The sequence below is a fragment of the Sphingobium sp. MK2 genome, from assembly GCF_040170545.1.
GTDB lineage: Bacteria > Pseudomonadota > Alphaproteobacteria > Sphingomonadales > Sphingomonadaceae > Sphingobium.
Map to the genome: position 1 here is coordinate 59,536 of NZ_JAZDXA010000010.1, position 25,681 is coordinate 85,216.

Annotated in this window: 25 protein-coding genes; 14 read left to right on the forward strand and 11 right to left on the reverse strand. The window is 64.7% G+C overall.

Annotated elements, in window-relative coordinates; genetic code table 11:
* Position 1: 1 nt before the first annotated feature.
* The 5 genes from V2I08_RS06565 to V2I08_RS06585 all read right to left on the reverse strand — a co-directional run bounded on the left by V2I08_RS06565 (position 2) and on the right by V2I08_RS06585 (position 3,773).
* Positions 2-355, reverse strand: coding sequence for a YbaN family protein (locus V2I08_RS06565; RefSeq protein ID WP_349634398.1), 354 nt, complete (start codon positions 353-355; stop codon positions 2-4).
* 69 nt (positions 356-424) lie between these two features.
* Positions 425-1,729, reverse strand: coding sequence for a HAMP domain-containing sensor histidine kinase (locus V2I08_RS06570; protein ID WP_349634454.1), 1,305 nt, complete (start codon positions 1,727-1,729; stop codon positions 425-427).
* A gap of 179 nt (positions 1,730-1,908) precedes the next feature.
* On the reverse strand, positions 1,909-2,574 hold the full coding sequence (locus tag V2I08_RS06575; RefSeq protein WP_043148986.1) for a response regulator transcription factor: 666 nt from the start codon (positions 2,572-2,574) through the stop codon (positions 1,909-1,911).
* Between the two features lie 33 nt (positions 2,575-2,607).
* A complete protein-coding gene (locus tag V2I08_RS06580; protein ID WP_349634399.1) occupies positions 2,608-2,958 on the reverse strand; it encodes a hypothetical protein in 351 nt (116 codons plus the stop codon).
* Positions 2,959-3,041: 83 nt separating this feature from the next.
* Positions 3,042-3,773, reverse strand: a complete 732-nt coding sequence (locus V2I08_RS06585) for an SIMPL domain-containing protein (protein ID WP_349634400.1) — start codon at positions 3,771-3,773, stop codon at positions 3,042-3,044.
* 140 nt (positions 3,774-3,913) lie between these two features.
* Here V2I08_RS06585 and V2I08_RS06590 point away from each other — a divergent pair, with 140 nt between their 5' ends.
* From V2I08_RS06590 to V2I08_RS06615, 6 genes are all read left to right on the forward strand, one after another.
* A complete protein-coding gene (locus tag V2I08_RS06590; protein ID WP_313924391.1) occupies positions 3,914-5,776 on the forward strand; it encodes an ABC-F family ATP-binding cassette domain-containing protein in 1,863 nt (620 codons plus the stop codon).
* A 110-nt stretch (positions 5,777-5,886) separates the two neighbouring features.
* Complete coding sequence (locus V2I08_RS06595) at positions 5,887-6,606, forward strand: VIT family protein (protein WP_349634401.1); 720 nt, start codon at positions 5,887-5,889, stop codon at positions 6,604-6,606.
* Positions 6,607-6,640: 34 nt separating this feature from the next.
* Complete coding sequence (locus V2I08_RS06600; RefSeq protein WP_349634402.1) at positions 6,641-7,186, forward strand: glutathione peroxidase; 546 nt, start codon at positions 6,641-6,643, stop codon at positions 7,184-7,186.
* Positions 7,186-8,493, forward strand: a complete 1,308-nt coding sequence (locus V2I08_RS06605) for a M20/M25/M40 family metallo-hydrolase (RefSeq protein ID WP_349634403.1) — start codon at positions 7,186-7,188, stop codon at positions 8,491-8,493. The genes V2I08_RS06600 and V2I08_RS06605 overlap by 1 nt, the downstream gene beginning before the upstream one ends.
* A gap of 161 nt (positions 8,494-8,654) precedes the next feature.
* Positions 8,655-9,299, forward strand: coding sequence for a trimeric intracellular cation channel family protein (locus V2I08_RS06610; protein WP_349634404.1), 645 nt, complete (start codon positions 8,655-8,657; stop codon positions 9,297-9,299).
* A gap of 126 nt (positions 9,300-9,425) precedes the next feature.
* Positions 9,426-9,836 carry a hypothetical protein gene (locus tag V2I08_RS06615; protein ID WP_349634405.1) on the forward strand — a complete coding sequence of 137 codons (411 nt, stop codon included), beginning with the start codon at positions 9,426-9,428 and terminating at the stop codon, positions 9,834-9,836.
* 69 nt (positions 9,837-9,905) lie between these two features.
* On the opposite strand, the gene sppA is transcribed toward V2I08_RS06615, so the two are convergent.
* Positions 9,906-11,789 (reverse strand): signal peptide peptidase SppA, encoded by a 1,884-nt coding sequence (gene sppA, locus V2I08_RS06620; RefSeq protein ID WP_349634406.1) that lies wholly within the window; start codon positions 11,787-11,789, stop codon positions 9,906-9,908.
* A gap of 155 nt (positions 11,790-11,944) precedes the next feature.
* Between sppA and gpmA the strand changes: the two genes are divergently transcribed.
* The 8 genes from gpmA (at position 11,945) to V2I08_RS06660 (ending at position 20,141) form a co-directional block, all read left to right on the forward strand.
* Positions 11,945-12,631 (forward strand): 2,3-diphosphoglycerate-dependent phosphoglycerate mutase, encoded by a 687-nt coding sequence (gpmA, locus tag V2I08_RS06625; RefSeq protein ID WP_349634407.1) that lies wholly within the window; start codon positions 11,945-11,947, stop codon positions 12,629-12,631.
* Between the two features lie 225 nt (positions 12,632-12,856).
* Positions 12,857-13,345, forward strand: a complete 489-nt coding sequence (gene purE / locus V2I08_RS06630) for a 5-(carboxyamino)imidazole ribonucleotide mutase (RefSeq protein ID WP_349634408.1) — start codon at positions 12,857-12,859, stop codon at positions 13,343-13,345.
* An 8-nt stretch (positions 13,346-13,353) separates the two neighbouring features.
* Entirely contained in the window at positions 13,354-14,424 is a 1,071-nt protein-coding gene (locus tag V2I08_RS06635) for a 5-(carboxyamino)imidazole ribonucleotide synthase (protein WP_349634409.1), read from the forward strand.
* Positions 14,421-14,912 carry a dihydrofolate reductase gene (locus V2I08_RS06640; protein ID WP_349634410.1) on the forward strand — a complete coding sequence of 164 codons (492 nt, stop codon included), beginning with the start codon at positions 14,421-14,423 and terminating at the stop codon, positions 14,910-14,912. Before V2I08_RS06635 ends, V2I08_RS06640 begins: the two co-directional genes overlap by 4 nt.
* Before the next feature lie 138 nt (positions 14,913-15,050).
* The gene (locus V2I08_RS06645; RefSeq protein ID WP_349634411.1) at positions 15,051-16,007 is read left to right on the forward strand and encodes a bifunctional riboflavin kinase/FAD synthetase; all 957 of its coding nucleotides are present in this window, start codon (positions 15,051-15,053) and stop codon (positions 16,005-16,007) included.
* 146 nt (positions 16,008-16,153) lie between these two features.
* The gene (ileS, locus tag V2I08_RS06650; protein WP_349634412.1) at positions 16,154-19,225 is read left to right on the forward strand and encodes an isoleucine--tRNA ligase; all 3,072 of its coding nucleotides are present in this window, start codon (positions 16,154-16,156) and stop codon (positions 19,223-19,225) included.
* Positions 19,222-19,731, forward strand: coding sequence for a signal peptidase II (lspA, locus tag V2I08_RS06655; RefSeq protein WP_349634413.1), 510 nt, complete (start codon positions 19,222-19,224; stop codon positions 19,729-19,731). The genes ileS and lspA overlap by 4 nt, the downstream gene beginning before the upstream one ends.
* The gene (locus V2I08_RS06660; RefSeq protein WP_349634414.1) at positions 19,731-20,141 is read left to right on the forward strand and encodes a DUF3035 domain-containing protein; all 411 of its coding nucleotides are present in this window, start codon (positions 19,731-19,733) and stop codon (positions 20,139-20,141) included. Before lspA ends, V2I08_RS06660 begins: the two co-directional genes overlap by 1 nt.
* A gap of 428 nt (positions 20,142-20,569) precedes the next feature.
* Here V2I08_RS06660 and dxs read toward each other — a convergent pair whose 3' ends face one another.
* Genes dxs through V2I08_RS06685 form a run of 5 tightly spaced genes read right to left on the reverse strand, consistent with a single transcriptional unit; the run spans position 20,570 to position 25,614 of the window.
* Entirely contained in the window at positions 20,570-22,495 is a 1,926-nt protein-coding gene (gene dxs / locus V2I08_RS06665) for a 1-deoxy-D-xylulose-5-phosphate synthase (RefSeq protein WP_349634415.1), read from the reverse strand.
* A gap of 58 nt (positions 22,496-22,553) precedes the next feature.
* Positions 22,554-23,021 (reverse strand): transcriptional repressor, encoded by a 468-nt coding sequence (locus tag V2I08_RS06670; protein WP_349634416.1) that lies wholly within the window; start codon positions 23,019-23,021, stop codon positions 22,554-22,556.
* Between the two features lie 45 nt (positions 23,022-23,066).
* Complete coding sequence (locus V2I08_RS06675) at positions 23,067-23,393, reverse strand: DUF423 domain-containing protein (RefSeq protein WP_349634417.1); 327 nt, start codon at positions 23,391-23,393, stop codon at positions 23,067-23,069.
* Positions 23,390-25,192, reverse strand: coding sequence for a cation:proton antiporter (locus V2I08_RS06680; protein WP_310222803.1), 1,803 nt, complete (start codon positions 25,190-25,192; stop codon positions 23,390-23,392). Before V2I08_RS06680 ends, V2I08_RS06675 begins: the two co-directional genes overlap by 4 nt.
* Positions 25,192-25,614: an iron-sulfur cluster assembly scaffold protein gene (locus V2I08_RS06685; RefSeq protein ID WP_310222801.1), complete on the reverse strand. Its 423-nt coding sequence runs from the start codon at positions 25,612-25,614 to the stop codon at positions 25,192-25,194. Before V2I08_RS06685 ends, V2I08_RS06680 begins: the two co-directional genes overlap by 1 nt.
* Between the last annotated feature and the right edge of the window lie 67 nt (positions 25,615-25,681).

The following is a 25,681-nucleotide window of genomic DNA, read 5'->3' on the forward strand; positions in this document are numbered from 1 at the left end:
CTCAGGCCTCAGGCCGAGTCCAGATCCACGTCCCGCCGATCAGCGCGGCGGCGACCGGGATCAGGAACCAGGGAAAGGGCGAAAAGATCAGCGCCAGCACGACGCTGAAAGCAAAGGCCCCCAGCGCCGCCTTCTTGGCCCGCCGACTGATCGCACCCCTTTCGCGCCAGCGGCGGATATGCGGGCCGAAATGCTTGTGATCGAGCAGCTTCGCCTCCAGCCTCGGACTGGACCGGGCAAAGCAGAAGGCGGCCAAAATCATGAAGGGGACGGTCGGCAGCAAGGGTAGGAACGCGCCGATCGTACCGAGGCCCAGCGACGCCCAACCCGCGATGAAATAAAGATATCGCCGCATGATCGGTCCTGTGGGAGCGGGGGTGTTGCTATTGTTTCGCAACTGCGACCCGTGATAGCAAGGGAAAGATCAGGCCGCAGGTAAGCGCAAACGCGCGAGCAGTCCGCCCAGATCCTCGCTTTCCTCCAATAGCACCGACCCGCCATAGATTTCCGCGACATCGCGCACGATGGCAAGGCCAAGCCCGGTGCCGGGCTTGCCCGAATCGAGCCGCACGCCGCGATCGAAGATGCGGACGCGCTCTTCCAGCGGAATGCCCATGCCATCATCCTCGACCAATATCTCGACCATGTCGCCCGCGCGCTTCACCGTCGCGAACACGGAGCCGCCGCCATATTTCGCGGCATTTTCGATGAGGTTGCCCAGCATTTCGTCGAGATCCTGCCGCTCGACACGCACGGCGGCTTCCCTGTCGCCATCCATGTCGACGCGCGTGTGCGGATAGAGGCGCTGCACCGCGCGCTCGACGGCGGTCAGGCTCGCCCACACCTCCGCCCGGCTCTGCGCCGCCCCGCGTCGTCCGACCGCGCGGGCGCGGGCGAGGTGATGGTCGACCTGCCGCCGCATCGTCGTCGCCTCGCGGATGACCGCTTCGCCAAGGTCGGGCGACTGCGCGGTTGCGGCGTTCATGATGACGGTCAGCGGCGTCTTGAGCGCATGGGCAAGGTTGCCCGCATGGGTGCGCGCCTCCTCCGCCTGCCGCTCATTATGGGCGAGCAGGGCGTTCAGTTCCTCGACCATCGGCAGCACTTCGGCGGGCATCGGCTCGGTCAGGCGGCTTTTCTGCCCGTCGCGCATCCGCACGATTTCCTGCCGCACCTTGCGCAGCGGCCGCAGCCCATAAAAAGTCTGCAGCGTCGCCAGCACGAACAGCCCCAGCGCCAGCATCGCGAAACTCTGAAACAGCGTCGCGCGCAGCGTCTTGATCTGCGCATCCAGCCCGGATCGCGCCTGGCCGACCATGAACAGCCAGCGGCTGTCGGAACCGGGCAGCACCACGGTCCGCTCCATGATGCGCAGATCCTCGCCAGGGAATTGCTTGCTGTCATAGACATGCAGGTGCCGGTCGCGATGTTCTTCCGGCACTTTGAGCGCGCGATCCCACAGCGAGCGCGAGCGCCAATCCTCATGTCCCTTGGCGCTGACCTGATAATAAAGGCCGCTATTGGGTTCGAGGAACCGCTGATCGGCCAGTTCGCGGTTGAACAACACCTCGCCTTCCGGCCCGATCTCGGCCGCCGCGATCATCGCGGTCAGCACATAATTCATGCCGTCGTCGAAATTGCGCGTGATCGCGTCGCTCAACACCCGGTCCAGCGCCACCCCGCCGCCGATCAGGAGCAGGCTGATCCACAGCGCGGCAATGCCCATCATCCGGCGGCTGATGGACCCGGTGGAGCGAACGGGGGGAGGAGGTGCTGCGCTATCCATTATTTAAGCACCGTTCGGTTCGAGCAGCTTCGAGCGAAGTCGAGAAGCGCCCGTCGAGAACGCGAGCGCCAAGCCCCGTTCTCGACAGGCTCGAACCGAACGGGTTGAAAAGACCGCGACTATTACCGCCCCGGCTCGTCGAGGCTGTACCCCAGACCGCGAATGGTGGTGATCACATCGGCACCCAGCTTCTTGCGGATGCGCGTCACGAACACTTCGATCGTGTTGGAATCGCGGTCGAAATCCTGGTCGTAAATATGTTCGATCAATTCGGTGCGGCTGACCACCTTGCCCTTGTGATGGAGCAGATAGGACAGCAATTTATATTCCTGTGCGGTCAGTTTGACCGGATCGCCCTTGAGCGTGACCTTGCCTGAGCGCGTGTCGAGCCGGACATCGCCAGCGGTCAGTTCGCTCGACGCATTGCCCGATGCGCGGCGGATCAGCGCGCGCAGACGGGCGATCAGTTCCTCGCTCTGGAACGGCTTGGCGAGATAATCGTCCGCGCCTGCGTCAAGCCCCGCCACCTTGTCCGACCAACTGTCGCGCGCGGTCAGCACCAGTACCGGAAAGGCGCGGCCTTCCTTGCGCCAGCGGTCCAGCACGGTCAGCCCGTCGATCGTCGGCAGGCCAAGGTCCAGCACGACCGCATCGTAATTTTCGGTGGAGCCCAGGAAATGGCCGTCTTCGCCATCCGTGGCGAGGTCGACGGCATAGCCTGCCCCCTCCAGCGTGTTCCTGAGCTGCTGGCCCAGATTCGGTTCATCCTCGACGATCAGCAGACGCATGGGCTTTCCGTTTCTATTATAAAGCGAGCGCGGTCAGCGCGCCCAGCCGATGATATCGCCTGTCCGGCCGTCGGCATCAACCCATACCACCTTACCGTCCTTCACATATTTCAGGCGATAACGGTTGGAGCCGGGATTGAATTCGCTGCCGACATAACTGGCCCCGTCCATCTGGGCATCGACCCGCCGCTTGATCATGGCAAAGGGCATGACATGCCCGTCCAGCATCGCGCGCCGGGCGGCGTCCTGTTCGTCGCGCCGACCGCCTGCATCAGCGACGGGCATCGTCACCACCAGCGCGAGCGCCGCGCCAATCCCGATCATCACGGAGGCTGGCAGGATTTTCCACTTCATAAGCATGGGCATGACATAGGCGCAGGGCATTGAACAGGTGGTGAATGATGGGGACCGTTTAACGGCTCCCCCGTCCTGCGCGAAGATACCGGCAGGACGGGGGCGAAACGGACTTACTTATCCAGCGCATATTGCACGGTCAGCGTCACCGACGCGCTGACCTGGCCGGGTTCGACCGGAGTCGTGGCGACCGAATCCGCCTTGAAGCGGGCCGATTGCAGCATCGGCATGGGCGGTTGGCCACCGCTGTTGCTTTCGCTGATCGAAATCAGCCGCGCGGTGCGGAAACCGGCCGCCTGGGCGTAGAAATCCGCCTGCGCCTTGGCGCTCTTCAACGCCTGACCACGGGCCTGGGCCAGCATCGGCGCGGGATCATCGATCGCGAAGCTCGGACCATTGACGTTGGTGGCCCCCGCCGCGACCATCGCATCGAGCAGCGAGCCGACCTTCTTCACATCACGCAGCTTGACGGTCAGCGTGTTGGACGCCTCATAGCCGAGGAAGCGCGGGCCGCTCGGTTCGCCGTCGCGCTGGTTATAGTCATACTGCGCGTTCAGATTGATGCCGCTGGTCTGGATATCCTTCTTGGCGATGCCCGCACGCGCCAGCGCGGCAATCAGCTTTTCGGTCTTGGCGGCATTGTCCTGCATCGCGGCCTGCGCGGTCGGCGCGCGCGTCTGGACGCCCGTGCCCACGGTCGCAATGTCGGGCGATGCTTCCACGCTTTCGGTGACGTTCAGCGTCACGACCGGCGCCGTTTCGGCAATGGTCACATTGGTCTGGGCAGCCGCGATGGCGGGCAGGGCGGCACTGGCCAGGGCCAGAAGAACAAGGGCGGATTTCATGAAGGCTAACTTTCCTGTGGGGATGCCGGTCTTTTGTATCGGCTGCGATGAACGGACGCTGACATGCGTTGAAAGCCGTGGGACAGCTTCCGGTTCCTTCGCCCTTGCCCCACGACGCGCTAACGCCTAGCTGCACGGCCATGGCAGCACCTCTTCTTTCCTACGAAAATCTTGGCCTCTCCCAAGGCTCCCACTGGTTGTTCGAGGGGATCGACATTCATGTCGGCCAGCGCGACCGGCTGGCGCTGATCGGGCGCAACGGCGCGGGCAAGACGACCCTGTTGAAACTGGTCGCGGGCCTGATCGAGCCGGATCGGGGGACGCGATCGGTCCAGCCCGGCGCGCGAGTCATCATGCTGGAGCAAGATCCCGACGTCACGCCCTTCGCCACGCTGCATGATTTCGCGCTGGCGGGCGAGTTCGCGCCCGCGCCGCATGAGGTGGAGGCAATCGCCGACCAGCTCGGCATCGACCTGTCGCGCGAGGCGAAGACCGCGAGCGGCGGCGAACGGCGCCGTGCCGCCATCGCCCGCGCGCTGGCGAGCGAGCCGGACCTACTGCTGCTGGACGAACCGACCAACCATTTGGATATCGCCGCGATCGACTGGCTGGAAAACTGGCTGGCGCGCTATAATGGCGCGTTCGTCGTCATCAGCCATGACCGCGCCTTCCTCACTCGCCTCACGCGCCAGACACTGTGGCTCGACCGGGGCGTCATGCGCCGCAGCGAAATCGGCTTCGGCGGCTTCGAACAATGGATGGAAGCCGTCTATGCCGAAGAGGCGCGCGCGGCGGAGAAGCTGGACGCGAAGCTGAAGATCGAGGCGCATTGGCTCGAACGCGGCGTCACCGCACGGCGCAAGCGCAACCAGGGGCGGCTCGCCAAGCTATGGGAAATGCGCGAAACCCGCGCCGCGATGCAGGGACCGCAGGGCACCGCCAAGATTGCGGTGGCGAGCGACGACAGCAAGACCAAGAGCGTCATCAAGGCCGAGCATGTCACGAAGCGCTTTCCTAAATCTCCGTTCGCTTCGAGCGAAGTCGAGAAGCGGCAGCGCGAAGGTGTCTCGACTTCGCTCGACACGAACGGAAGTGATGAAAGGGTCATCATTGAAGACTTCACCCTGCGCATCCAGCGCGGCGACCGGATCGGCATCGTCGGTGGCAATGGCGCGGGCAAATCGACGCTGCTTAAACTGCTGACCGGCGAACTCGCGCCCGACAGCGGCAGCGTGACGCTGGCCCAGACGCTCGACATGATCTTCATCGACCAGCAGCGCAGCCTGATGCAGGGCGACAAGACGGTGCGCGACGTGCTGGCCGAAGGGGGCGACTGGATCGACGTGCGCGGGGTGCGCAAGCATGTCCACGGCTATCTAAAGGACTTTCTGTTCGACCCCTCACTGGCCGAGGCAAAGGTCGCGACCCTCTCCGGCGGCGAACGCTCGCGCCTGTTGTTCGCGCGCGAATTTGCCCGCGAATCGAACCTTTTGGTGCTGGACGAACCGACCAACGATCTCGACCTTGAAACGCTCGACCTGTTGCAGGAAGTGATCGCCGATTATGACGGCACGGTGCTGATCGTCAGCCATGACCGCGACTTTCTCGACCGCACCGTGACGGTCACGCTGGGGCTGGACGGCACCGGCGTCGTCGACGTGATCGTCGGCGGCTATGCCGACTGGATCGCCAAGCGCGATCCGCGCAAGGCTGCCAAGGCCGAGAAGAAAGCCGCCGCCGCGCCCGCGCCGCCCAAGCCCGTGTCGGCCAAGCTGACCTATAAGGACCAGCGCGACCTGGAACTGTTGCCCAAGCGAGTCGAGGAACTGGAAGCGGCCATCGCCCGCGACGAAGAGGCCCTGGCCGACCCCGCGCTCTACACCCGCGATCCCAAGAAATTCGCCGCGCTGACCGGGGCGATCGACAAGGCGAAGGCGGAGAAAGAAGCGGCGGAAATGCGCTGGCTGGAATTGGCGGAAAAGGCCGAAGGGCTGGCGGGATAAAGATACGCCGTTCGGTTCGAGCGTAGTCGAGAACCCATCGCGCAAACGCTTCTCGACTTCGCGCGAAGCGAGCGGCAGTTATGGGACGAAATCGAAACGGGGACGGACCGATGAACGCGCAGACCGACAGGACAATCGACCAGCCCCACCACGCGGTCCATTATGTCAACCGCGTCGGCTGGCTACGCGCCACCGTGCTGGGGGCCAATGACGGGATCGTCTCCACCGCCAGCCTGATGACCGGCATCGCCGCGTCGGGCGCGAGCAGTCAGACGATCCTGCTGACCGGCATCGCCGCTTTGGTCGCAGGGGCGATGTCGATGGCGGCGGGCGAATATGTCTCGGTCAGCGCCCAGTCGGACACGGAGCGCGCCGACCTTGCCAAGGAGCGCAACGCGCTCGCCACCCAGCCGCACGCCGAATGGATCGAACTGCGCGACATCTATGTCGAACGTGGCCTCACCGCCGATCTGGCCGGGCAGGTGGCGGAGCAGTTGATGGCGACCGATGCGCTGGGCGCGCATGCCCGCGACGAACTGGGCATTTCGGACATGGCAACCGCGCGCCCGGTACAGGCGGCGCTGGCCTCGGCCGCCAGCTTTGCCGTGGGGGCCACCCCGCCAGTGCTGATCTCCGCCATCGTCCCAGCGGGCAGCGCGCTGGTCGCGATCGTGGGCCTGTGCCTGCTTTGTCTGGCGCTGTTGGGCTATGTCGGCGCGCGGCTGGGCGGGGCGAGGCCGCTGCGCTCCATCCTGCGCACGCTGTTGTGGGGCGCGCTGGCGATGGCGATGACCGCTGGCGTAGGCCATCTTTTCGGCGCGGCCATATAGTGGCAGGGTTCGTGCCAACCATAGGAGACCAATCATGACCGACCTTCAGCAGATCCCGCTCAAGACCATCAAGGGTGCCGACACCAGCCTCGCCGACTATGCGGGCAAGGTGGTTCTGGCGGTCAATGTCGCGTCCAAATGCGGGCTGACCCCGCAATATGAGGGGCTGGAAAAACTATATGCCACCTATAAGGACAAGGGGCTGGTGGTCGCGGGCTTCCCGGCCAATGATTTCGGCGCGCAGGAGCCGGGCAGCAATGACGAGATCGCCACCTTCTGCACCACCAATTTCGGCGTCGATTTCCCCATGTTCGAAAAGATCGTGGTAACCGGGCCGGACAAGCATCCGCTTTACGCCGCCCTGACCAGCGCGGTGCCGGAAGCACAAGGGGAGGGCGACGCTTTCCGGGAGAAGCTCAAAGGTTACGGCATGACCCCCAATCCGGTGCCCGAAGTCCTGTGGAATTTCGAGAAATTTCTGATCGCCAAGGACGGCAGCGTCGCCGCCCGCTTTGCGCCGACCACCGCGCCCGACGATGCGGCATTGGTCGCGGCGATCGAAGCGGAACTCGCCAAGTGATGCGGGCAGGCCTGATCGCGGGCGCGCTGCTGCTGGCGGGCACGCCCGCCATGGCGGCGCTGTCGCCCGCCGAACGCAGAATGACCCAAAGCGTCGAGGCGGGCTATGAACCCGCGATCGGCCTGCTCGAAACCCTGGTGAACCAGAATAGCGGCTCCATGAATTTCGCGGGCGTGAAGGCGGTGGCCGACATGCTGCGGCCTGAGTTCGAGGCGCTGGGCTTTACCGTGACATGGCAACCGATGGACGCCGCCAAACGCGCCGGGCATCTGATCGCGGTGCATAAAGGCCGGGCCGGGACCACCAAGATGCTGCTCATCGGCCATCTCGACACGGTGTTCGAACCCGATTCGCCCTTCCAGACATTTGAACGCACGGGCGATCTGGCCAAGGGACCGGGCGTCGCGGATGACAAGGGCGGCGTCGTCACGATGCTGCTGGCGTTGAAGGCGATGCAGGCGGCGGGCACGCTCAAAAATGCCAATATCGAAGTCGTGCTGACCGGCGACGAGGAGGATTCGGGTGAACCCATCAGCGTCGCCCGCGCCGACCTGATCCAGGCGGGCAAGCGCGCCGACGTTGCGCTCGATTTCGAGGGGCTGTCCGTTGAGGACGGCAGGGATATGGGGTCGATCGCCCGGCGATCCTCCAATAGCTGGACGCTGACTGCGACCGGCAAGTCGGGCCATAGTTCGGGCATCTTTTCCGCCAGTGCGGGCGATGGCGCGGTCTATGAACTGGCGCGGATCATCGTCGCCTTCCGCAAGGAATTGCCCGAACCCAATCTGACCTTCAACGTCGGCCTGATCGGCGGCGGGCAAAGCGCGGACGTGGACAAGGATGGCGTGCGGATCGCGGTGACGGGCAAGACCAACATCATCCCGCCCATCGCCGTGGCCAAGGGCGATTTCCGAACGCTCAGCGAAGAGCAGACCGCCCGCGTGCGAGATAAAATGCAGGCCATCGTCGGGGCAGGGCATCTGCCCGGCACCTCGGCCAGCATCGCTTTCGACATGGGCTATCCCTCCATGGCCCCGACTGCGGGCAACCGCGCGCTGCTGGCCAAGCTCAACGGCGTCAACGCCGACCTCGGCCTTGCAACGATGCCCGAACTCGATCCGCTCAAACGTGGCGCGGGCGATATCAGCTTCGTCTCGCAGGATGTGGACGGGCTGATCGGCCTCGGCGTCACATCGACCGGCGACCACAGCCCGGCGGAACAGGCCGACCTGTCGAGCATGAAACGCCAGGCCAAGCGCGCCGCCATCCTGATGAGCCGCCTCGCGACCGAAAAAGGGCGGAAATAGTTTCTCGAAACCGAACCTCGTCATCCCCGCGCAGGCGGGGACCCATCTCCCAACCTCGCGCCTGACGATAGCGTAGGAGATGGGTTCCCGCCTTCGCGGGAATGACGGAAATATGATGAGGTTCGCTCGACACAAGCGGGTGAGCAGCGTTAGATCGCGCCATGCTTCCCCCCGTCGCCTCGCTCGCCACCACCATCGGTCCGGTGCTCGAAACCTTGAGCATCGTCGGCACCTTCGTCTTCGCTGCATCCGGCGCGCTGGCCGCGGCGCGGTTGCAGCAGACGCTGGTGACCTTCGCCTTCTTCGCGTTGGTCACGGGCGTTGGCGGCGGCACGGTGCGCGATCTGCTGATCGACGCGCCGGTCTTTTGGGTCGCTGATCCCATACCCGCCATCGCCTGCATGGTTGCGGCGCTGATGGTCTGGTTCACGCCGCGCAAATTCTGGAGCGAACGCGCGCTCGACTGGCTCGACGCGATCGGGTTGGCCGCCTTCGCCGTGTTCGGCGCGGCCAAGGCGATGAGCTTTGGCGTGCCCCCCTTCGTCGCCGGAATGATGGGCGTCGTCACCGGCTGCGTCGGCGGCATCATGCGCGATCTGCTGGCGGGCGAACCGTCCATCCTCCTGCGCCCCGAACTCTACGTCACCGCAGCCGCCGTCGCGTCCGGCCTGTTCGTGTTACTACGCGCCATCGGTCTGGACGTGCCCGTCGCCGGCCTGATCGCAGCGCTGATCGGGTTCGCGCTACGCGCCATCGCGATCCGGCGCGGGCTGGGATTGCCGGTATATCGGGACAATGGCGCGTAAATATTTGTATCCTTATTATTATTTCGCTGCGCCTGTGATCTGATGGAACGGCAGTTACTTTTACGCATGGATTTGCTAAACCTGATCGGGTGGTGAACCGGAACTGCGTTAAAGGAGCGGGTATCTATGGCGGAGGCTCAATCTGGTTACGATATTGTTTACGATAGCGCGCGTCGATTGTTGCGCCTGACGCTATTTGGCATGTGGGATTTGGCAACATTGGACGCATATCGCGCGGCGATTGATGCAACCTTGATGCCGATATCGAAAGATGGCGTTTTGGCCCCTGATATCGGGTTCATAGTCGATTTGCGGGAACATGCTGTGCAGCCAAAGGATGTTGCCGACGCCTTGAGCCGGATGGTTGAGGAACATGACGCGGCGAATCCGAACGCCGTCATCATGTCGTCATCCGCGCTTCAAAATATCCAGGCCAAACGGATATCGACATCCATGCATAGGCGGGCGGTCTTTACCGACGAAGCCGCCGCGCTCGATTGGATCACGGCTGAACAGGCCAAGATACGATCCGCCTGAACAACCGATAATCCCGTTTCCAGGCGCGCGAAACAAGGTGGCACCTTGCCCGTCAGCCTGGATGGATATTCAGCGCCACAACCCCGCCAACATCGCCATCACCCCGCGCTCCTCCGCCGCATTGCGCGGCTTCGGCGCGCCATAGCCGCGGCATTCCAGGCAGTCCGCCCGCACGCCTGCGCCCATGACCAGCGCCCGCATATCCGCGACCGCCTGCATCGCCCAGCCACGCTGGACCATCGCCTGCCGCGCCAGCATATCGCGCGGCGCGTTGGCGTCGTCGGAATTGCGCTCCGCCATGGCCTCGATCCATTCGGTCCATTTGTCCGGCGTTTTTTCGATACGATAAGCCCGCGCACTCTTGGGGTCGATCTTCGCCCGGCGCGCGGCTTCGGCGATCGCGTCCTCCAGCCCGCCGAAGCGATCGACCAGCCCGTTCTGGCGCGCGGTGCCGCCATCCCAGACGCGACCCTGCGCGATGGCGTCAATCTGCTCCGGCGTCGTGCGGCGCGATTGCGCGACCAGGCCGACGAAGCGGCGATAAATATCCTCGACCCCCATCTGCATGATCGCGTCGAACTGCGGCGATGTGCCGCCGGCGAGGTCCGGCTGCCCCGACAGCGGCGTGGTGGCCACGCCATCGGTCGTGACCCCCATCTTGGCCAGCGTCCCTTCAAAGCTCGGCAAAATGCCGAACACGCCGATGGAGCCGGTGATGGTGTCCGGTTCGGCAAAGATCATGTCGGCCGGCGTCGACACCCAATAGCCGCCGCTGGCCGCGACATTGCCCATCGACACGACCACCGGCAGCCCGTCCGCCTTGGCGGTCATGATGGCGCTGCGGATCTTCTCTGATGCCATGACCGATCCGCCCGGCGAATCGACCCGCACGACCAGGGCCTTCAAATCCTTCTCTTGAAGCGCCGTCAGCAGCAAATCGGAGATGGTGTCCCCCGCCGCTGTGCCAGGCCCTGCCTCGCCATCAACGATCTCACCCGCGATTGTCAGCACGCCGATCTGCCCGTCATTGGCGGGCTTGCGCGCCTTCACATAAGCGGCCAGGTCGATCTTCGCGAAGGCACCGGCCTTGGCGTCGGATGGCTCGCCCGCAATCTCCGCCACGCGCGCACCAAAAGCGGTCGCGTCGCCCAGCTTATCGACCAGCCCAGCGGACAAAGCGGCGCTCGCCATATTGCCCCCTGCGGCGCGGGCCGCGGCAACCGGATCGGCGGCATAGGCCGCGATCTTCGCCTTGGGCCGCGCCTTGGCGACATCATCCTGCCAGTTGCGCCAGAGGACATCGGCCAACGCCTGGCTGGCCTGCTTGGCTTCGGGCGACTGGTCGGCGCGGATATAGGGTTCGACAAAGCTCTTATAGGTGCCGACGCGATAGACATGGGTGTTGACGCCCAGCTTGTCGATCAGCCCCTTATAATAGAGGCCGGACCCGCCCCGGCCCATGATCGCGACGCCGCCCAGCGGATCGCTCCACGCTTCGCTCGCATGGGCGGCAAGCTGATAGCTGTCGTCGGTATAGAGGGTGGCATAGGCCAGCACCGGCTTCTTGGCGGCGCGTAAGGCATCCAGCGCTTCGCCGACGCGGGCGATGGCGACCTGACCCCCGCCCATGAAACCGTCGAGATCCAGCACCACCGCCTTGACCTTGGCATCCGTCCTGGCCGCTTCGAGCGCGGCGACGATGTCGGACAGGCGATATTCCTTCATGCGCGGGCCGGAGCCGGACAGCAGTGAGAAGGGATCGGCCTCGGCGGGTTGCTCGACGATCGTGCCGTCCAGGTCGAGCAGCAGCGCGCCGGCGCTCACGCTGGCGGCGGGCTTGGGCGAGAAGGAGAGGGCGGCATAGAGCGCGCCGAAAAACAGCAGCAGGAACAGCAGGACCAGCCCGTCCTTGATCGCTACCAGGATGCGCCACGCGCCCTTCACAAATGCCAAATGCCGGTTCCTTCTGCCCTGTGCGCCATGGCTACCCCATCGCCCGATCGACTGCAATGTGGGCGCGATGCGAGCGGCTGCAACCTTGCGCCCCTGATTTTGGCCGCTATGGGATGCAGCCATCATTCGCCGCTATCGTGCAGGAGACGCGCCCTATGCCTACTCTCGTCCTCATCCGCCACGGCCAGTCGTCGTGGAATCTGGAAAACCGCTTCACCGGCTGGTGGGACGTCGATGTGACTGAAAAGGGCGTGGGCGAAGCGCGCGCCGCGGGTCAGTTGATGAAGGAGAAGGGGCTGGACTTCGACCAATGCTACACCTCGCTCCAGACCCGCGCGATCAAGACGCTCAACCTCGCGCTGGAGGAAATGGGGCGGCTGTGGCTGCCGGTCGAAAAGGACTGGCGTCTGAATGAGCGCCATTATGGCGGTCTCACTGGCCTCAATAAGGCGGAGACGGCGGCCAAGCATGGCGACGATCAGGTCAAGATCTGGCGCCGCAGCTTCGACATTCCGCCGCCAGCGCTGGAAGCAGGCAGCGAATTCGACCTCAGCCAGGACCGCCGCTATGCGGGCATCGCGATCCCCGCGACCGAAAGCCTCAAGGACACGATCGCCCGCGTCCTGCCCTATTGGGAAACGACGATCGCACCCGACCTCAAGGCCGGCAAGCGCGTGTTGATCTCCGCCCACGGCAATTCGCTAAGGGCATTGGTCAAGCATCTCTCTAACATTCCTGATGATGAGATCACCCATCTGGAAATCCCCACCGGCCAACCCATCGTCTACGAACTGGCCGACGACCTAAGCGCCATCGACCGCTATTATCTCTCAGAACGGTAATCCTCCCCGGCACGGGGAGGGGGCCGCGCGCGGAGCGCGTGGTGGAGGGGGCTGGCCCCTCGCGCATCCGTTTGCGCTTAGCCGCCAGCCCCCTCCGTCGCACTACGCGCGCCACCTCCCCGCAAGCGGGGAGGATTAGCATTGCTCCCCGGCGGCCCGCCCGCTAAGGGGCTTTGCTTTCCGGGCGGCACCGTAACGGCCGCGCCATGAGGGGAATGCACGGGCATGAGCGGGGCAATCGAGGTCGGCATCATCATGGGCTCGCGGTCCGACTGGGACACGATGCGCCACGCCGCCGACACGCTCGCCGCGCTTGGCGTCGCCCATGAATGCAAGGTGGTGTCGGCGCACCGCACCCCCCAGCGCCTTTATGATTATGCCACCGGCGCCGTGGAACGCGGCCTGAAAGTCATCATCGCGGGCGCAGGCGGCGCGGCGCATCTGCCGGGCATGTGCGCGTCGATGACGCGGCTGCCGGTGCTGGGCGTGCCGGTCGAATCGAAGGCCTTGAAGGGCATGGATTCGCTGCTCTCCATCGTCCAGATGCCGGGCGGCATCCCCGTTGCGACGCTGGCGATCGGCAAGCCCGGCGCGATCAATGCCGGGCTGCTCGCCGCCGCCATCCTCGCCACCAACGATCCGGCGGTCGCCGACCGGCTCGACGCCTGGCGCACCAAGCAGACCGATGCGGTCGCCGAAACGGTCGAGGACTGATCGCGCCCATGACGACCATCGCGCCCGGTTCGACCATCGGCATCCTCGGCGGCGGCCAGCTTGGCCGGATGATCGCCATCGCGGCCGCGCAGCTTGGCTATCGCACCCATATCTTCGCGCCGGAAGAAAGCGGCCCCGCCGCCGACGTGTCGCCGCGCTGGACGCGGGGCGAATATGACGATCCCCACGCGCTCGCGGCCTTTGCCGATGGCGTCGATGTCGTCACTTATGAATTCGAGAATATCGCCCCCTCGGCGGTCGAAACGCTCGCCGGCCACGGCCTTGTGCGCCCCGGCGCGCAGGCGCTGCGCGTGGCGCAGGACCGGCTCGCCGAAAAGCGCTTCGTCTGCGATCTGGGCGGGCTGACCGCGCCTTTCGCCCCGGTCGACAGCCTGGACGATCTGGAAGCGGCGGTCGCGACGATCGGCAGCCGCGCGATCCTCAAGACCAACCGGATGGGCTATGACGGCAAGGGGCAGGCGCGCCTGAACGAACCGGGTGACGCCGTCGGTGCCTGGAACGCCATCGGTCGCCAGAGCGCGATCCTCGAAGGCTTCGTGACCTTTGCGGAGGAATTTTCGGTCATCCTTGTGCGCGGCGTCGATGGCGAAGTGCGCTTCTGGGACAGTTCGGCCAATGTCCATGTCGACGGCATTCTCGACACGTCGATCGCGCCCGCGGGGCCGCTGATCGAAGGGCAGGTGCCCGCCGCCCGCGCCCTGGCGCGCCAGATCGCCGACGCGCTCGACTATGTCGGCGTGCTGACCTGCGAATTTTTCGCCAGCGCCGACGGCCCGGTCTTCAACGAAATGGCCCCGCGCGTCCATAATAGCGGCCACGGCACGATCGAGGGCGCGCTGACCAGCCAGTTCGAAAATCATGTCCGCGCGATTTGCGGCCTGCCGCTGGGCGACACCGCGCTCGCCGCCCGCCGCGTGGAGATGCGCAACCTGATCGGTGACGCTGCGCATGAATGGGCGGCGATCCTGTCCGACCCGGCCAACCATCTGCACCTCTATGGCAAGGATGAAGCCCGGCCGGGCCGCAAGATGGGCCATGTGACGCGGCTGACGCTGTGACCGACATCACGCTCATCCTCGCCCGCGCCGACAATGGCGTGATCGGCCGGGATGGCGACCTGCCCTGGCGACTGCCCGCCGACCTCAAGCGCTTCAAGGCGCTGACGCTCGGCCATCCGATGATCATGGGCCGCAAGACGTTCGACAGCCTGCCTGGCCTGCTGCCGGGCCGCCGCCACATCGTCCTGACCCGCGACCGGGCCTGGACCGGGGCAGGGGCCGACGTGGCGCATGATGTGGACGGCGCGCTCGCGCTGGCCGATGCGCCCAGCGTCATGGTCATCGGCGGCGCGGAAATCTATCGCCTGTTCCTGCCGCTGGCGCACCGGATCGAATTGACCGAGGTGCATTTCGACGCCGAAGGCGACGCCAGCATCGCCTATCCCGACCCGGCCGACTGGGCCGAAGTCGCCCGCGACCATCATCCGGCGCTCGATGGCCGCCCCGCGCATAGTTTCGTGACGTTGGTGAAAAATAGCTGCTCCTAAAAATCCGTTCGGGCTGAGCTTGTCGAAGCCCTCGACCGAGCGCAGCGAGGTCCAAGACCCTCCACTCAGTACAGGGCGAACGGAGCGCCAGTGGATCGCCAATTGCCACGCTCATCCCACCCCCCTATAGGCCGCGCCATGGAGCGGCTGACAAGCAGCGCCCCGGTTCCGGCGCATCTGCGCGGGGCCGTCATGGCGCTGGGCAATTTCGATGGATTTCATGCCGGGCATCAGGCCGTGGTCGGCCACGCCGTCGCGCGCGCGCGGGCGGAGGGGCGGCCCGTCATCGTCGCCACCTTCGATCCGCATCCCATGCGCCTGTTCCGGCCCGACACCCCGCATTTCCGCCTGACCACGCTCGATCAGCGGCAGGTCTTGTTTGCCGCCGCCGGGGCCGACGCGATGCTGGTCTTCGCCTTCACACCCGAACTCGCCGCGCTCGACCCGCAGGCCTTCGTCCGGCTGCTTGTCCAGGATATGGGTGTGGCGGGTGTCGTCACGGGTCAGGATTTCACCTTCGGCCGTGGCCGCGCCGGATCGGTGGCGACGCTGGCTGAACTTGCCGCGACGCACGGCATATGGGCGCAGGCGGTGGCCCCGGTCGCCGATGCCGATGGCACCGTCATCTCCTCCAGCCGTATCCGCGCCGCGTTGCAGGCGGGCGATTGCACCACTGCCACCCGGCTGCTGACCCGGCCCTTCACGATCGAAGGCGTGGTGCAGCATGGCGACAAGCTCGGCCGCACCATCGGTTTTCCCACGGCCAATGTCGATATGGGCTGCTATCTGCGCCCCGCCTATGGCATCTACGCGGTGCGCGGGCTGCTGCCGGACGGTCGGATTTTGGACGGCGCGGCGAATCTGGGCATCCGGCCCATGTTCGACCCGCCCAAATTGCTGCTGGAACCGCATTTCTTCGATTTCGCCGAAAATCTCTATGACCAGCGGATCGCGGTGCAACTGATCGCCTATCTTCATGCCGAACGCGCCTATGACGGGCTGGACGCCCTGATGAACGGCATTGCCCAGGACTGCGCCGATGCACGGCAAATCCTTGCGGGCCAAAACCTTGCGGGAACGCCCCACGTCGCCTAATGCGGCGCTCACTTCAGCCGTTCGTGCTGAGTAGGGACTGAGCTTGTCGAAGGCCCGTATCGAAGCATCAATCCTTCGATACGCCATTTCGACTTCGCTCAATGGCTACTCAGGACGAACGGAGTAATTTCATTGCCGGACCCATTATGACCGACGCACCCGACTATAAGTCCACCGTATTCCTGCCGCAGACCGACTTCCCGATGAAGGCGGGCCTCGCGCAAAAGGAACCGGCGATCGCCGCGCAATGGGAGGCGATGGACCTCTATGGCAAGCTGCGCGAAAAGCGCGCCGGGCGCGAACGCTTCATCCTGCATGATGGCCCGCCCTACGCCAATGGCGACATCCATATGGGCCATGCGATGAACAAGGTGTTGAAGGACATCATCGTCCGCAGCCAGTCGCTGCTCGGCAAGGATGCGCCCTATGTGCCCGGCTGGGACTGCCACGGCCTGCCGATCGAATGGAAGATCGAGGAAGAATATCGCAAGAAGAAGCTGAACAAGGACGAGGTGCCCGCGCAGGAGTTCCGCGCCCAATGCCGCGCCTATGCCGACCGCTGGGTCGGCGTGCAAAAGGAACAGTTCAAGCGCCTCGGCGTCATGGGCGACTGGGCCGATCCCTACCTGACCATGAAGTTCGACGCCGAAGCGACCATCGTCGGTGAGTTGTTGAAGTTCGCCGAAAGCGGCCAGCTCTATCGCGGTGCCAAGCCGGTGATGTGGTCGCCCGTAGAGAAGACCGCGCTGGCCGAAGCGGAGGTGGAATATGAGGATGTGACAAGCACCCAGATCGACGTCGCGTTCGAGATCGTGGAAGCGCCGAACGCGCCTGAATTGGTCGGCGCTTATGCGGTGATCTGGACGACGACGCCCTGGACGATCCCGGTTAATCAGGCGATCGCTTATGGGGAAGAGATTGAGTATTTTCTGGCTGAGATCGTTCTGGCGCAAGAAACAGAAATTCAACCGGGACAGCCGGTTGCTGATTTAGAGCACGGCCTGAAAATTCTAATCGCGGCATCGCTATATTCTGCTTTCGAAGCGCGCACGGGCCTGCCGCTTTGGCAGGTGACGAATGATGATGGAGAACCCATTGTCATCAAAGGCACCCAACTCGCCGGAGCCATTGCGCGCCACCCCATGGCCAAATCCCTCCGTCATCCCGGCGAAAGCCGGGATCCCGCTTCTTCTTTCGAGCGCGGCGAAGGCAGCGGCACCCCGGATCAAGTCCGGAACGACGACAAAGCGCAACTCGGCTTCTTCGATCGCCCCCGTCCTTTCCTCCCCGCCGACCACGTCACCACCGACGCGGGCACCGGCCTTGTCCATATGTCCCCCGACCATGGCGAGGAGGATTTCATCGCCTGCAAGAAGCTAGGCATCGACCCGGTCTTCGCGGTCAATGACGCAGGCTTCTATCGCGACGATTGGGAATGGCTCCCCGGCAAGGGAAGCGTCATCAATACCAAGTTTAATGGTCCCGAAGGTGACATTTGCACCGACCTGCGCGCCGCTGGTGCCTTGCTCTCCGCCAGCGACTTCCGCCACAGCTACCCCCATAGCTGGCGGTCGAAGGCGCGGATCATCTACCGCTGCACCCCACAATGGTTCATCCCGATGGATCGGCCTTCTGCTCCCTCTCCCCGGCGGGGAGAGGGCTGGGGAGAGGGGGAGCGAGGCGAAGCCGAGCGTCCAGCTATCGATGTGGCACACCCCCACCCAACCCTCCCCCTTGAGGGGGAGGGCTTTAAGGGCAACGGCCCGACCCTGCGCGGTGTCGCCCTCGACGCGATCCAGAACACCCGCTGGGTGCCGGAACGCGCGCGCAACCGCATCAATGCGATGGTCAGCGATCGCCCCGACTGGGTGATCAGCCGCCAGCGCGCCTGGGGGGTCCCCATCGCCCTCTATGTCCATCGCAAGAGCGGCCAGTATCTCGTTGATCCGGCAGTCAATGCCCGCATCATCGACGCCTTCAAGGCGGCCGGTGCCGACGCCTGGTTCGGTGCCGATCATCAGGCGCTGCTCGGCCCCGATTATGACCTGGCAGACTATGAAGTCGTGACCGACATTCTCGACGTCTGGTTCGACAGCGGTTCGACCCATAGTTTCGTCGTGGAGGCCCGCTATGGCGAAGGCACGCGCGCCGACCTCTATGTCGAAGGGTCCGATCAGCATCGCGGCTGGTTCCAATCCTCGTTGCTCGAATCGAGCGGCACGCGCGGCCGCGCGCCCTATGACGCCGTGCTGACCCACGGCTTCGCGCTCGCCGCAGACGGCACGAAAATGTCCAAGGCCAAGGGCAATGGCGTCGATCCGCTCAAGGTGATGGAAGAGAGCGGTGCCGACATCTTGCGCGTCTGGGTCGCCAGCACCGACTATTTCGACGATGTCCGCATCGGCAAGGAAGTGCTGGCCGGTTCGTCCGACGCCTATCGCAAATTGCGCAACACTTTCCGTTACATGCTCGGCGCTCTTGCCGATTATGATGAAGTGAGCGAAGCCGTTTCCTACGCCGAAATGCCGGAGCTGGAACGCTATATGCTCCACCGGCTGGCGGCGCTGGATGCGGAATTGAAGTCGGTCGTGGACAAGGCGGCGGACAGCGACAATTGGCTCGAATTCAGCCGCTACACCCGTGCCTTGTTCGACTTCGCCAACAGCGACCTGTCGGCCTTCTTCTTCGACATCCGCAAGGACTGCCTCTATTGCGATGCGCCGACGGACCCCAAGCGGCGCGCCTATCGCACCCTGCTCGACACGCTGTTTCACGCGCTCGTCCGCTACGCCGCGCCGATCATCCCCTTCACCGCCGAGGAAGTGTGGCAAAGCCGCTTCCCAAGCAACGAAGATAGCGTCCATTTTCTCGAATGGCCGGAGATCGATCATCACTGGCTCGACCGCGATCTGGACGATAAATGGCGCGAATTGCGCACCCAGCGCGAGCAGGTGAACGAAGCGATCGAGCCGCTGCGCCGCGAAAAGATCGTCCGCTCCAGCCTCGACGCCGACGTCACCATGGGCGAACTGCTCGCGGTGGGCGATGTCGATTTCGCCGAAGTGGCGATCGTCGCGCGCGTGACCATGGGGCAGGGGGATGGCATCACCGTTCAGCCCAGCACTTGGCATAAATGCGGCCGCTGCTGGCGCAAACTGCCCGAAGTCACCACCGACGGCACGCTCTGCAACCGCTGCGACGCGGTGTTGCACGCATGAGCATCAACCACCGCCCGCTGGGCCTGACCGTCGCGATCGTGACGCTCGCGCTCGACCAGCTCATCAAATATACCGTCACCTATCCGCTGGCGCTGAAAAGCCGGGCGGATATCGGCATCGAAATCCTGCCGATCTTCCGCCTGCGCTGGCTGGAAAATCGCGGCGTTTCGATGGGCTTCTTCCACGCCGATACCGACCTGATGCGCTGGGCGCTTGTTGGCATGACCATCCTGATCGCCGGGTTCGTGGCCGTGTGGATGTGGCGGGAAAAGGCGCGGCAGGATGTCGCCGCGCTCGGCCTCGTCCTGGGCGGCGCGATCGGCAACATCGTCGACCGGATGCGGCTCGGCTATGTCATTGATTATGCCGACCTGCACTTTGGCGAATGGCGGCCCTTCCTGATTTTCAACCTGGCCGACGCGGCTATCACCATCGGCGTGCTGATCCTGCTTGCGCGCGCGTTGCTGCTGCGCGACAAGAGCGCAAATACGGAGACTTTGAAGTAATGCGTAAACTGATCCTTGCCGCTGGCCTGCTCACCACCCTGTCGGCCTGTGGCGGCGGTGGCGGCCTGTTCAACCGTCAGCGGCCTGACGAATTCGCCGTGTCGCGCCAGGCGCCTTTGGTCGTCCCGCCTGATTTCGCGCTCGTCCCGCCCGCGCCTGGCTCCCCGTCGGCCGCCTCGGTCGATTCGGGCAAGGCCGCAATGGACGCCATGTTCGGCGGCCCCGCGCAGCGCAGCGCCACCGAAACCGCGACGCTCGACGCCGCCGGCCGCGCCAATGCGGCAGCGGGCATCCGCTCATCGGCGGGCGACCCCGCCACCGAAGTCGTGGACAAGGGTGCCACCACCCGCGATATCATCGCCGCCCCCGAAGGCGACGGCCAGGACGCCAGAGCGGTAACGCCGCAATAATGCTGTAAAGTGAGTTTTGACTGAGTTTGTTGAAGCCCCAACCTTCTTCTTTAAAAGAAGGGCGGAGCTTTGACGGACTCAGAGCCGATTCACGAGGAATTCTTACTATTCCGAGCTTGTCCACTCCGCGTCGCGATTATAGGTAACGAATGCCACCCGCTTAATTTTGCACGCCGGATTATTACGTGTGCAGTGGAATGTTTCGCGAATTCTATCGCGCGTAGCTCCGACTTTTATAGCATTCCGTTTCACAGCGCCGTTAAGGTCGAAGCGCCTACGGCCACAAATTACACAATCTATGCATAAAGCTTTTCCGAGTCGGATTGCATCCGCTACCGTGCCTTGCGCCGTTAAGACGCTTCCATATTGATATGGCCAACCACGTCCCATATGGTCTCGAATAATTTGGGGTTTGGCTATTTTTCTTTTCAAGCCCGCGCTTCCGTTCCAATCCCCGCGCTATTATGCCGCAGCGCCGTCAACACCGTGTCGATGATCGCATCGGCGTCCAGACGCGCGTCGGCATATTGTTTTTCCGGCTTGTCCTGATCCTGGAAAATGTCCGGCAGCCGCAAGGTGCGGATCTTCAGCCCCGCATCGGTCAGCCCCAGGTCGCTCGCCAGCGTCAGCACATGCGCGCCAAGCCCGCCGATCGCGCCTTCCTCGATCGTCACGGCAACCTCATGCGTCGCCAGCAACCGGCGGATCATCGCTTCATCAAGCGGCTTGGCAAAGCGCAGGTCGGCAACCGTGGTGGACAGCCCCTTGGCCTCCAGCACCTCGGCGGCCTTGAGCGCTTCTTCCAACCGCGTGCCGAGCGAGAGGATCGCGACCTGTCGCCCTTCGCGCATGATCCGGCCCTTGCCGATTTCCAGCCGTTCGGGAACCTGCGGCATCGCCACCCCGGTCCCGTTGCCGCGCGGATAGCGCAGCGCGATCGGGCCGCTATCATGCATCGCGGCGGTATGCGTCATATGCACCAGTTCCGCCTCGTCCGCCGCCGCCATCACCACCATATTGGGCAGGGTGGCGAGGTAAGTGACATCGAAACTGCCCGCATGGGTCGATCCATCCGCACCGACCAGCCCGGCCCGGTCGATCGCAAAGCGCACCGGCAGGTTCTGGATCGCCACATCATGCACCACCTGATCATAGGCGCGCTGCAGGAAGGTCGAATAAATGGCGCAGAAGGGCCGCATCCCCTCCGCCGCCAGCCCCGCCGCGAAGGTCACGGCATGCTGCTCGGCAATACCCACGTCGAAGATGCGATCGGGGAAGGCGAGGGCGAATTTGTCGAGGCCCGTGCCCGACGGCATGGCCGCGGTGATCGCGCACAGCTTCGGATCGCGCTGCGCCTCGGCGATCAGCGCCTGGGCAAAGACATTGGTGTAGCTCGGCGGGCCGGGCGGAGCCTTCGCCTGCGTCCCCGTCACCACGTCGAATTTCTGCACGCCATGATATTTGTCGTCGGCGGCTTCGGCCGGGGCATAGCCCTTGCCCTTCTTCGTCACGACATGGACCAGGCACGGCCCCTCGGCCGCGTCGCGCACATTTTCCAGCACCGGGATTAGCTGGTCGAGATTATGGCCATCGACCGGCCCGACATAATAGAAGCCCAATTCCTCGAACAGCGTGCCGCCCATCGCCATGCCACGCGCAAACTCGTCGGTCTTGCGCGCCGCATTGTGCAGCGGCCGGGGCAGCTTGCGCGCCAGCTTCTTGGCAAGATCGCGCAAGCCCAGAAACTCCCGGCTCGTCACCAGCCGCGCGAGATAGGCGGACAGCCCACCCACCGGCGGCGCGATCGACATGTCATTGTCGTTGAGGATAACGACCAGCCGATTGCCCGCCGCCTGCGCATTGTTCATCGCCTCATAGGCCATGCCCGCCGACATCGCGCCGTCGCCGATGACGGCGATACCCTTGCCCGGCCGGTCCTGCATCTGGTTGGCGATGGCAAAGCCCAGCGCCGCGCTGATCGAGGTCGAGCTATGCGCCGCGCCGAACGGATCATAGTCGGATTCGGCCCGCTTGGTGAAGCCCGACAGCCCGCCACCCTGGCGCAGCGTGCGGATGCGGTCGCGCCGCCCGGTCAGGATCTTGTGCGGATAGCATTGATGGCCGACGTCCCACACCAGCTTGTCGCGCGGCGTGTCGAACACATAGTGAATGGCGGTGGTCAGTTCCACGACGCCCAGCCCCGACCCCAGATGCCCGCCCGTCACGCCCACGGCGGAAATCACCTCCTGCCGCAACTCGTCGGCCAGTTGGCGCAACTGGCCGGGCTTGAGCGTGCGCAGATCGGACGGCCAGATAACCTGGTCGAGCAGAGGCGTTTGCGGGCGATCATTCATGAAAGAAATAGACTCATATAGGCGCTGGAGCGGGTGGGCGAATGGCGCGGTGCCGTGGTCACGCCGCGCATTTCGCGCAGGTGCCCAATATTTCGATGACCGGCCGTTCGGGCTTGAAGCCTTCCTGCTCGGCGACGGCACGGACCTGGTTGGTCACCTTGTCGTCATCCAGATGGGTCGCCTGCTTGCAGGTGCGGCATACCAGGAAGATGCAGTCGTGATGACAACCCGGATGGGCGTTGGCGATATAGGCGTTGGCGCTTTCCACCCGCATCGCGATATTGTTCGTCACGAACAGGTCGAGGATGCGATAGACGCTGTTGGGTGCCACCCGCTTGCCCCGCGCCTTCGACACCGTATCGGCAATGTCATAGGCGGATGCGGGCTTTTCCTCGGCCGACAGCGCATCGAAAATGGCGGCGCGCATCGGCGTCCACTGTTCGCTCTGGGCTTCCAGCGTGCGGCGCGCGGCGTCGGCCAATTTGGTGCCGGTCGGTTCTTGATGATGATGTTTATGGTCGGCCATCGGATCAATCTAGGCCGGGGCGGGGCCGGGGGCAAGGGCAGGCTGTCAGCGCTGCCCGAACAGCCATGCCGCCCATAGCCAGCCGCCGATCATCAGCACGCCGCCGATCGGCGTGATCGCCCCCAGCCATCGCGGCGCGCCCAGCGCCATGGCATAGAGCGACAGCGCGAAGATCGCCGCGCCGATCAGCAGCAGCACCGCCGCGCCGCGCGCCACACCCATGATCGCGATCGCCGCAACCGCATGGATCAGTTGATAAGTGCCGCCGGTGCGCAGCCATTCGACCGCCTTGGGATCGCTCACGCCATGCGCACCGAACGCCCCTGCGCCAATGGCAAGCGCAGCCGACAGGGCCGCCAACACAGCAATCATGTCTTTTCTCCATCGCCGCGCGTCAGCAGCCGCATCCCCTTGCCGGGGCGGTAGATCAGGTCCTTCGCCGCGATCAGGTCGCCATGCTCGATCTGCAACGCCAGCCTCTGTTCGTCATTGGCGCGATATTGGCGCTCGACCTCCTCGACTTCCTCGTCGGGCACGCCCAACGCCTGCATCGCCTGCACCCCCATGCAGATGGCCGATTCATAGACTTCGCGCACCACACCGGCCAGGTCCATATTCTGCAACGCCAGCAGTTGCCGCCGGTCGAACGCCCGCACCATCAGCGCGGCCTGGGGAAAGGCTTCCGCGATCGGCTGGAGCGCGCGGCTGTCGAGCGAGGGATCGTCGATGCAGAAGGCGATCAGCCGGGCATCGTCGGCCCCGGCGCGATGGAGCAGGTCGATGCGCGTGCCATCGCCATAATAGACTTTCGTGTCGAACCGCTGCGACACTTCGATCTGCGCGGGTTTCTTGTCGATCGACACGACGGCAAAGCCATGGCCGATCAGCATCTGCGCCACCGTCTGGCCAAATCGGCCATAGCCAACGATGATCGCGGTGCCGCGCGGGGCCTCGTCCGGGCCGGGCAAGTCAGCCCCGTCGCGCGACGCGGCGAATTCGAACCGGCGGGCGAACAGCATCAGGAACGGCGTCGTCGCCATCGAGAAAGTGACGATCGCGCTGAACAGGCTCGACGCTGCGGGCGCGATCAGCATGGCGCTTTGGGCCTGCGCAAACAGGACGAAGCCAAATTCGCCGCCCTGCGACAATAGCAGCCCTGCGCCCAGCGCGGGCCGCCAATCCATGCCGAACAATCGCGCAAGGCCGGTGATGATCGCTGCCTTGGTCGCGACCAAAATCAACGCCATGCCGATGACGAACACCGGATTGGCCGCAACCGTCCTGAGGTCCAGCACCATGCCCACCGCCAGGAAGAAGAGGCCGAGCAGGATCGAGCGGAAGGGTTCGACATCGGCCTCTATCTCATGCCGATAGGGCGAATCGGCCAGCATCACGCCCGCCACGAACGCCCCCAGTGCGGTCGACAGATGCAGGCTGTGCATCAGCGCCGCCGCCGCCAGCACGGTGAACAGCCCGACCACGACGAACAATTCGCGCTCGCCCAGCCGCCCGACCAGCCCCAGCAAGGGCCGCAGGATGAAGCGCCCCGCCAGCACCAGCCCCGCAATCGCCGCGACCGTATAGCCCGCCAGCACCCATCCCGGCGGCCCGGCGGCATCGGCCGGATTGCGCGACAGCGCGGCGATGATCGTGATCAGCGGCACGATCGACAGATCCTGGAACAGCAGGATCGAAAAGGCCTTTTCGCCAAAGGGCGAGTTGATCCGGCCGCTCGATTTGAGGCCCGGCAGCACCTGTGCCGTGGACGACAGCGCCAGCGGCAGGCCGAGCGCAATCGCCGCGCCCCAGGTAAAGCCGGTGAAGTAGAAGATGATCGCCGTCAGCGCACAGCCACACAACACAACCTGCGCCAGACCCAGCGCAAAAATGTCGCGCTTCAACCGCCACAGCCGCGCCGGATGCAGTTCCAGGCCGACGAGGAAGAGCAGCAGCACGATACCGATTTCGGCAATCGCCAGCTTCGATTCGCCGCCGCCGACCAGCCCCAGCCCCTGCGGCCCGACCAGCGCGCCCGCGACGAGATAGCCCAGCACCGCCCCCAGCCCGAACCGGCGGAACAGCAGGACGAACAGCACAGCCGCGCCCAGCAGGATGACGCCTTCCGACAACAGCATGTCCGTGGCGCTGAGCGGCGAGGGGATGGTCGGCATCAGGCGTCGGCCATCCGTGCGGCTTCGGCAATGGCTTCAAAGCCCAGGCGAATGGACGCATGGCGCGCCGGATAGCCGCGCGCCGGGGCCAGCACCGCAAGGCCCGGCCAGAAATCCAGATCCTCGCTAGCGCCCGACAGATAGGCGGTCAGCTTGTCGCGCGCCTCGGCCAGTTCGTCGGCACTCATCCCGATCGCCTGCGCCGCCATCAGCGACGCCGAGGCCTGCCCCAGCGCGCAGGCCTTCACGTCCAGCCCCATGTCGGCCAGCCGCCCATCGGCCATCGCCACATCGACCACGACGCGCGACCCGCAGGTCGGCGACCGTTTCTCCACGCTGGCCTGCGGTTCGGGCAGGCGGGCATGGTGCGGGATGCTGGCGGCGAGCCGCAATATGTCTTTGTTATAGAGGGGGGCGCTCATTCCGCCCATGTAGGACAGGATCGTTGCCGGGTGAAGGCGGGGAATAAGGATGCGGGAAATAAGCTGG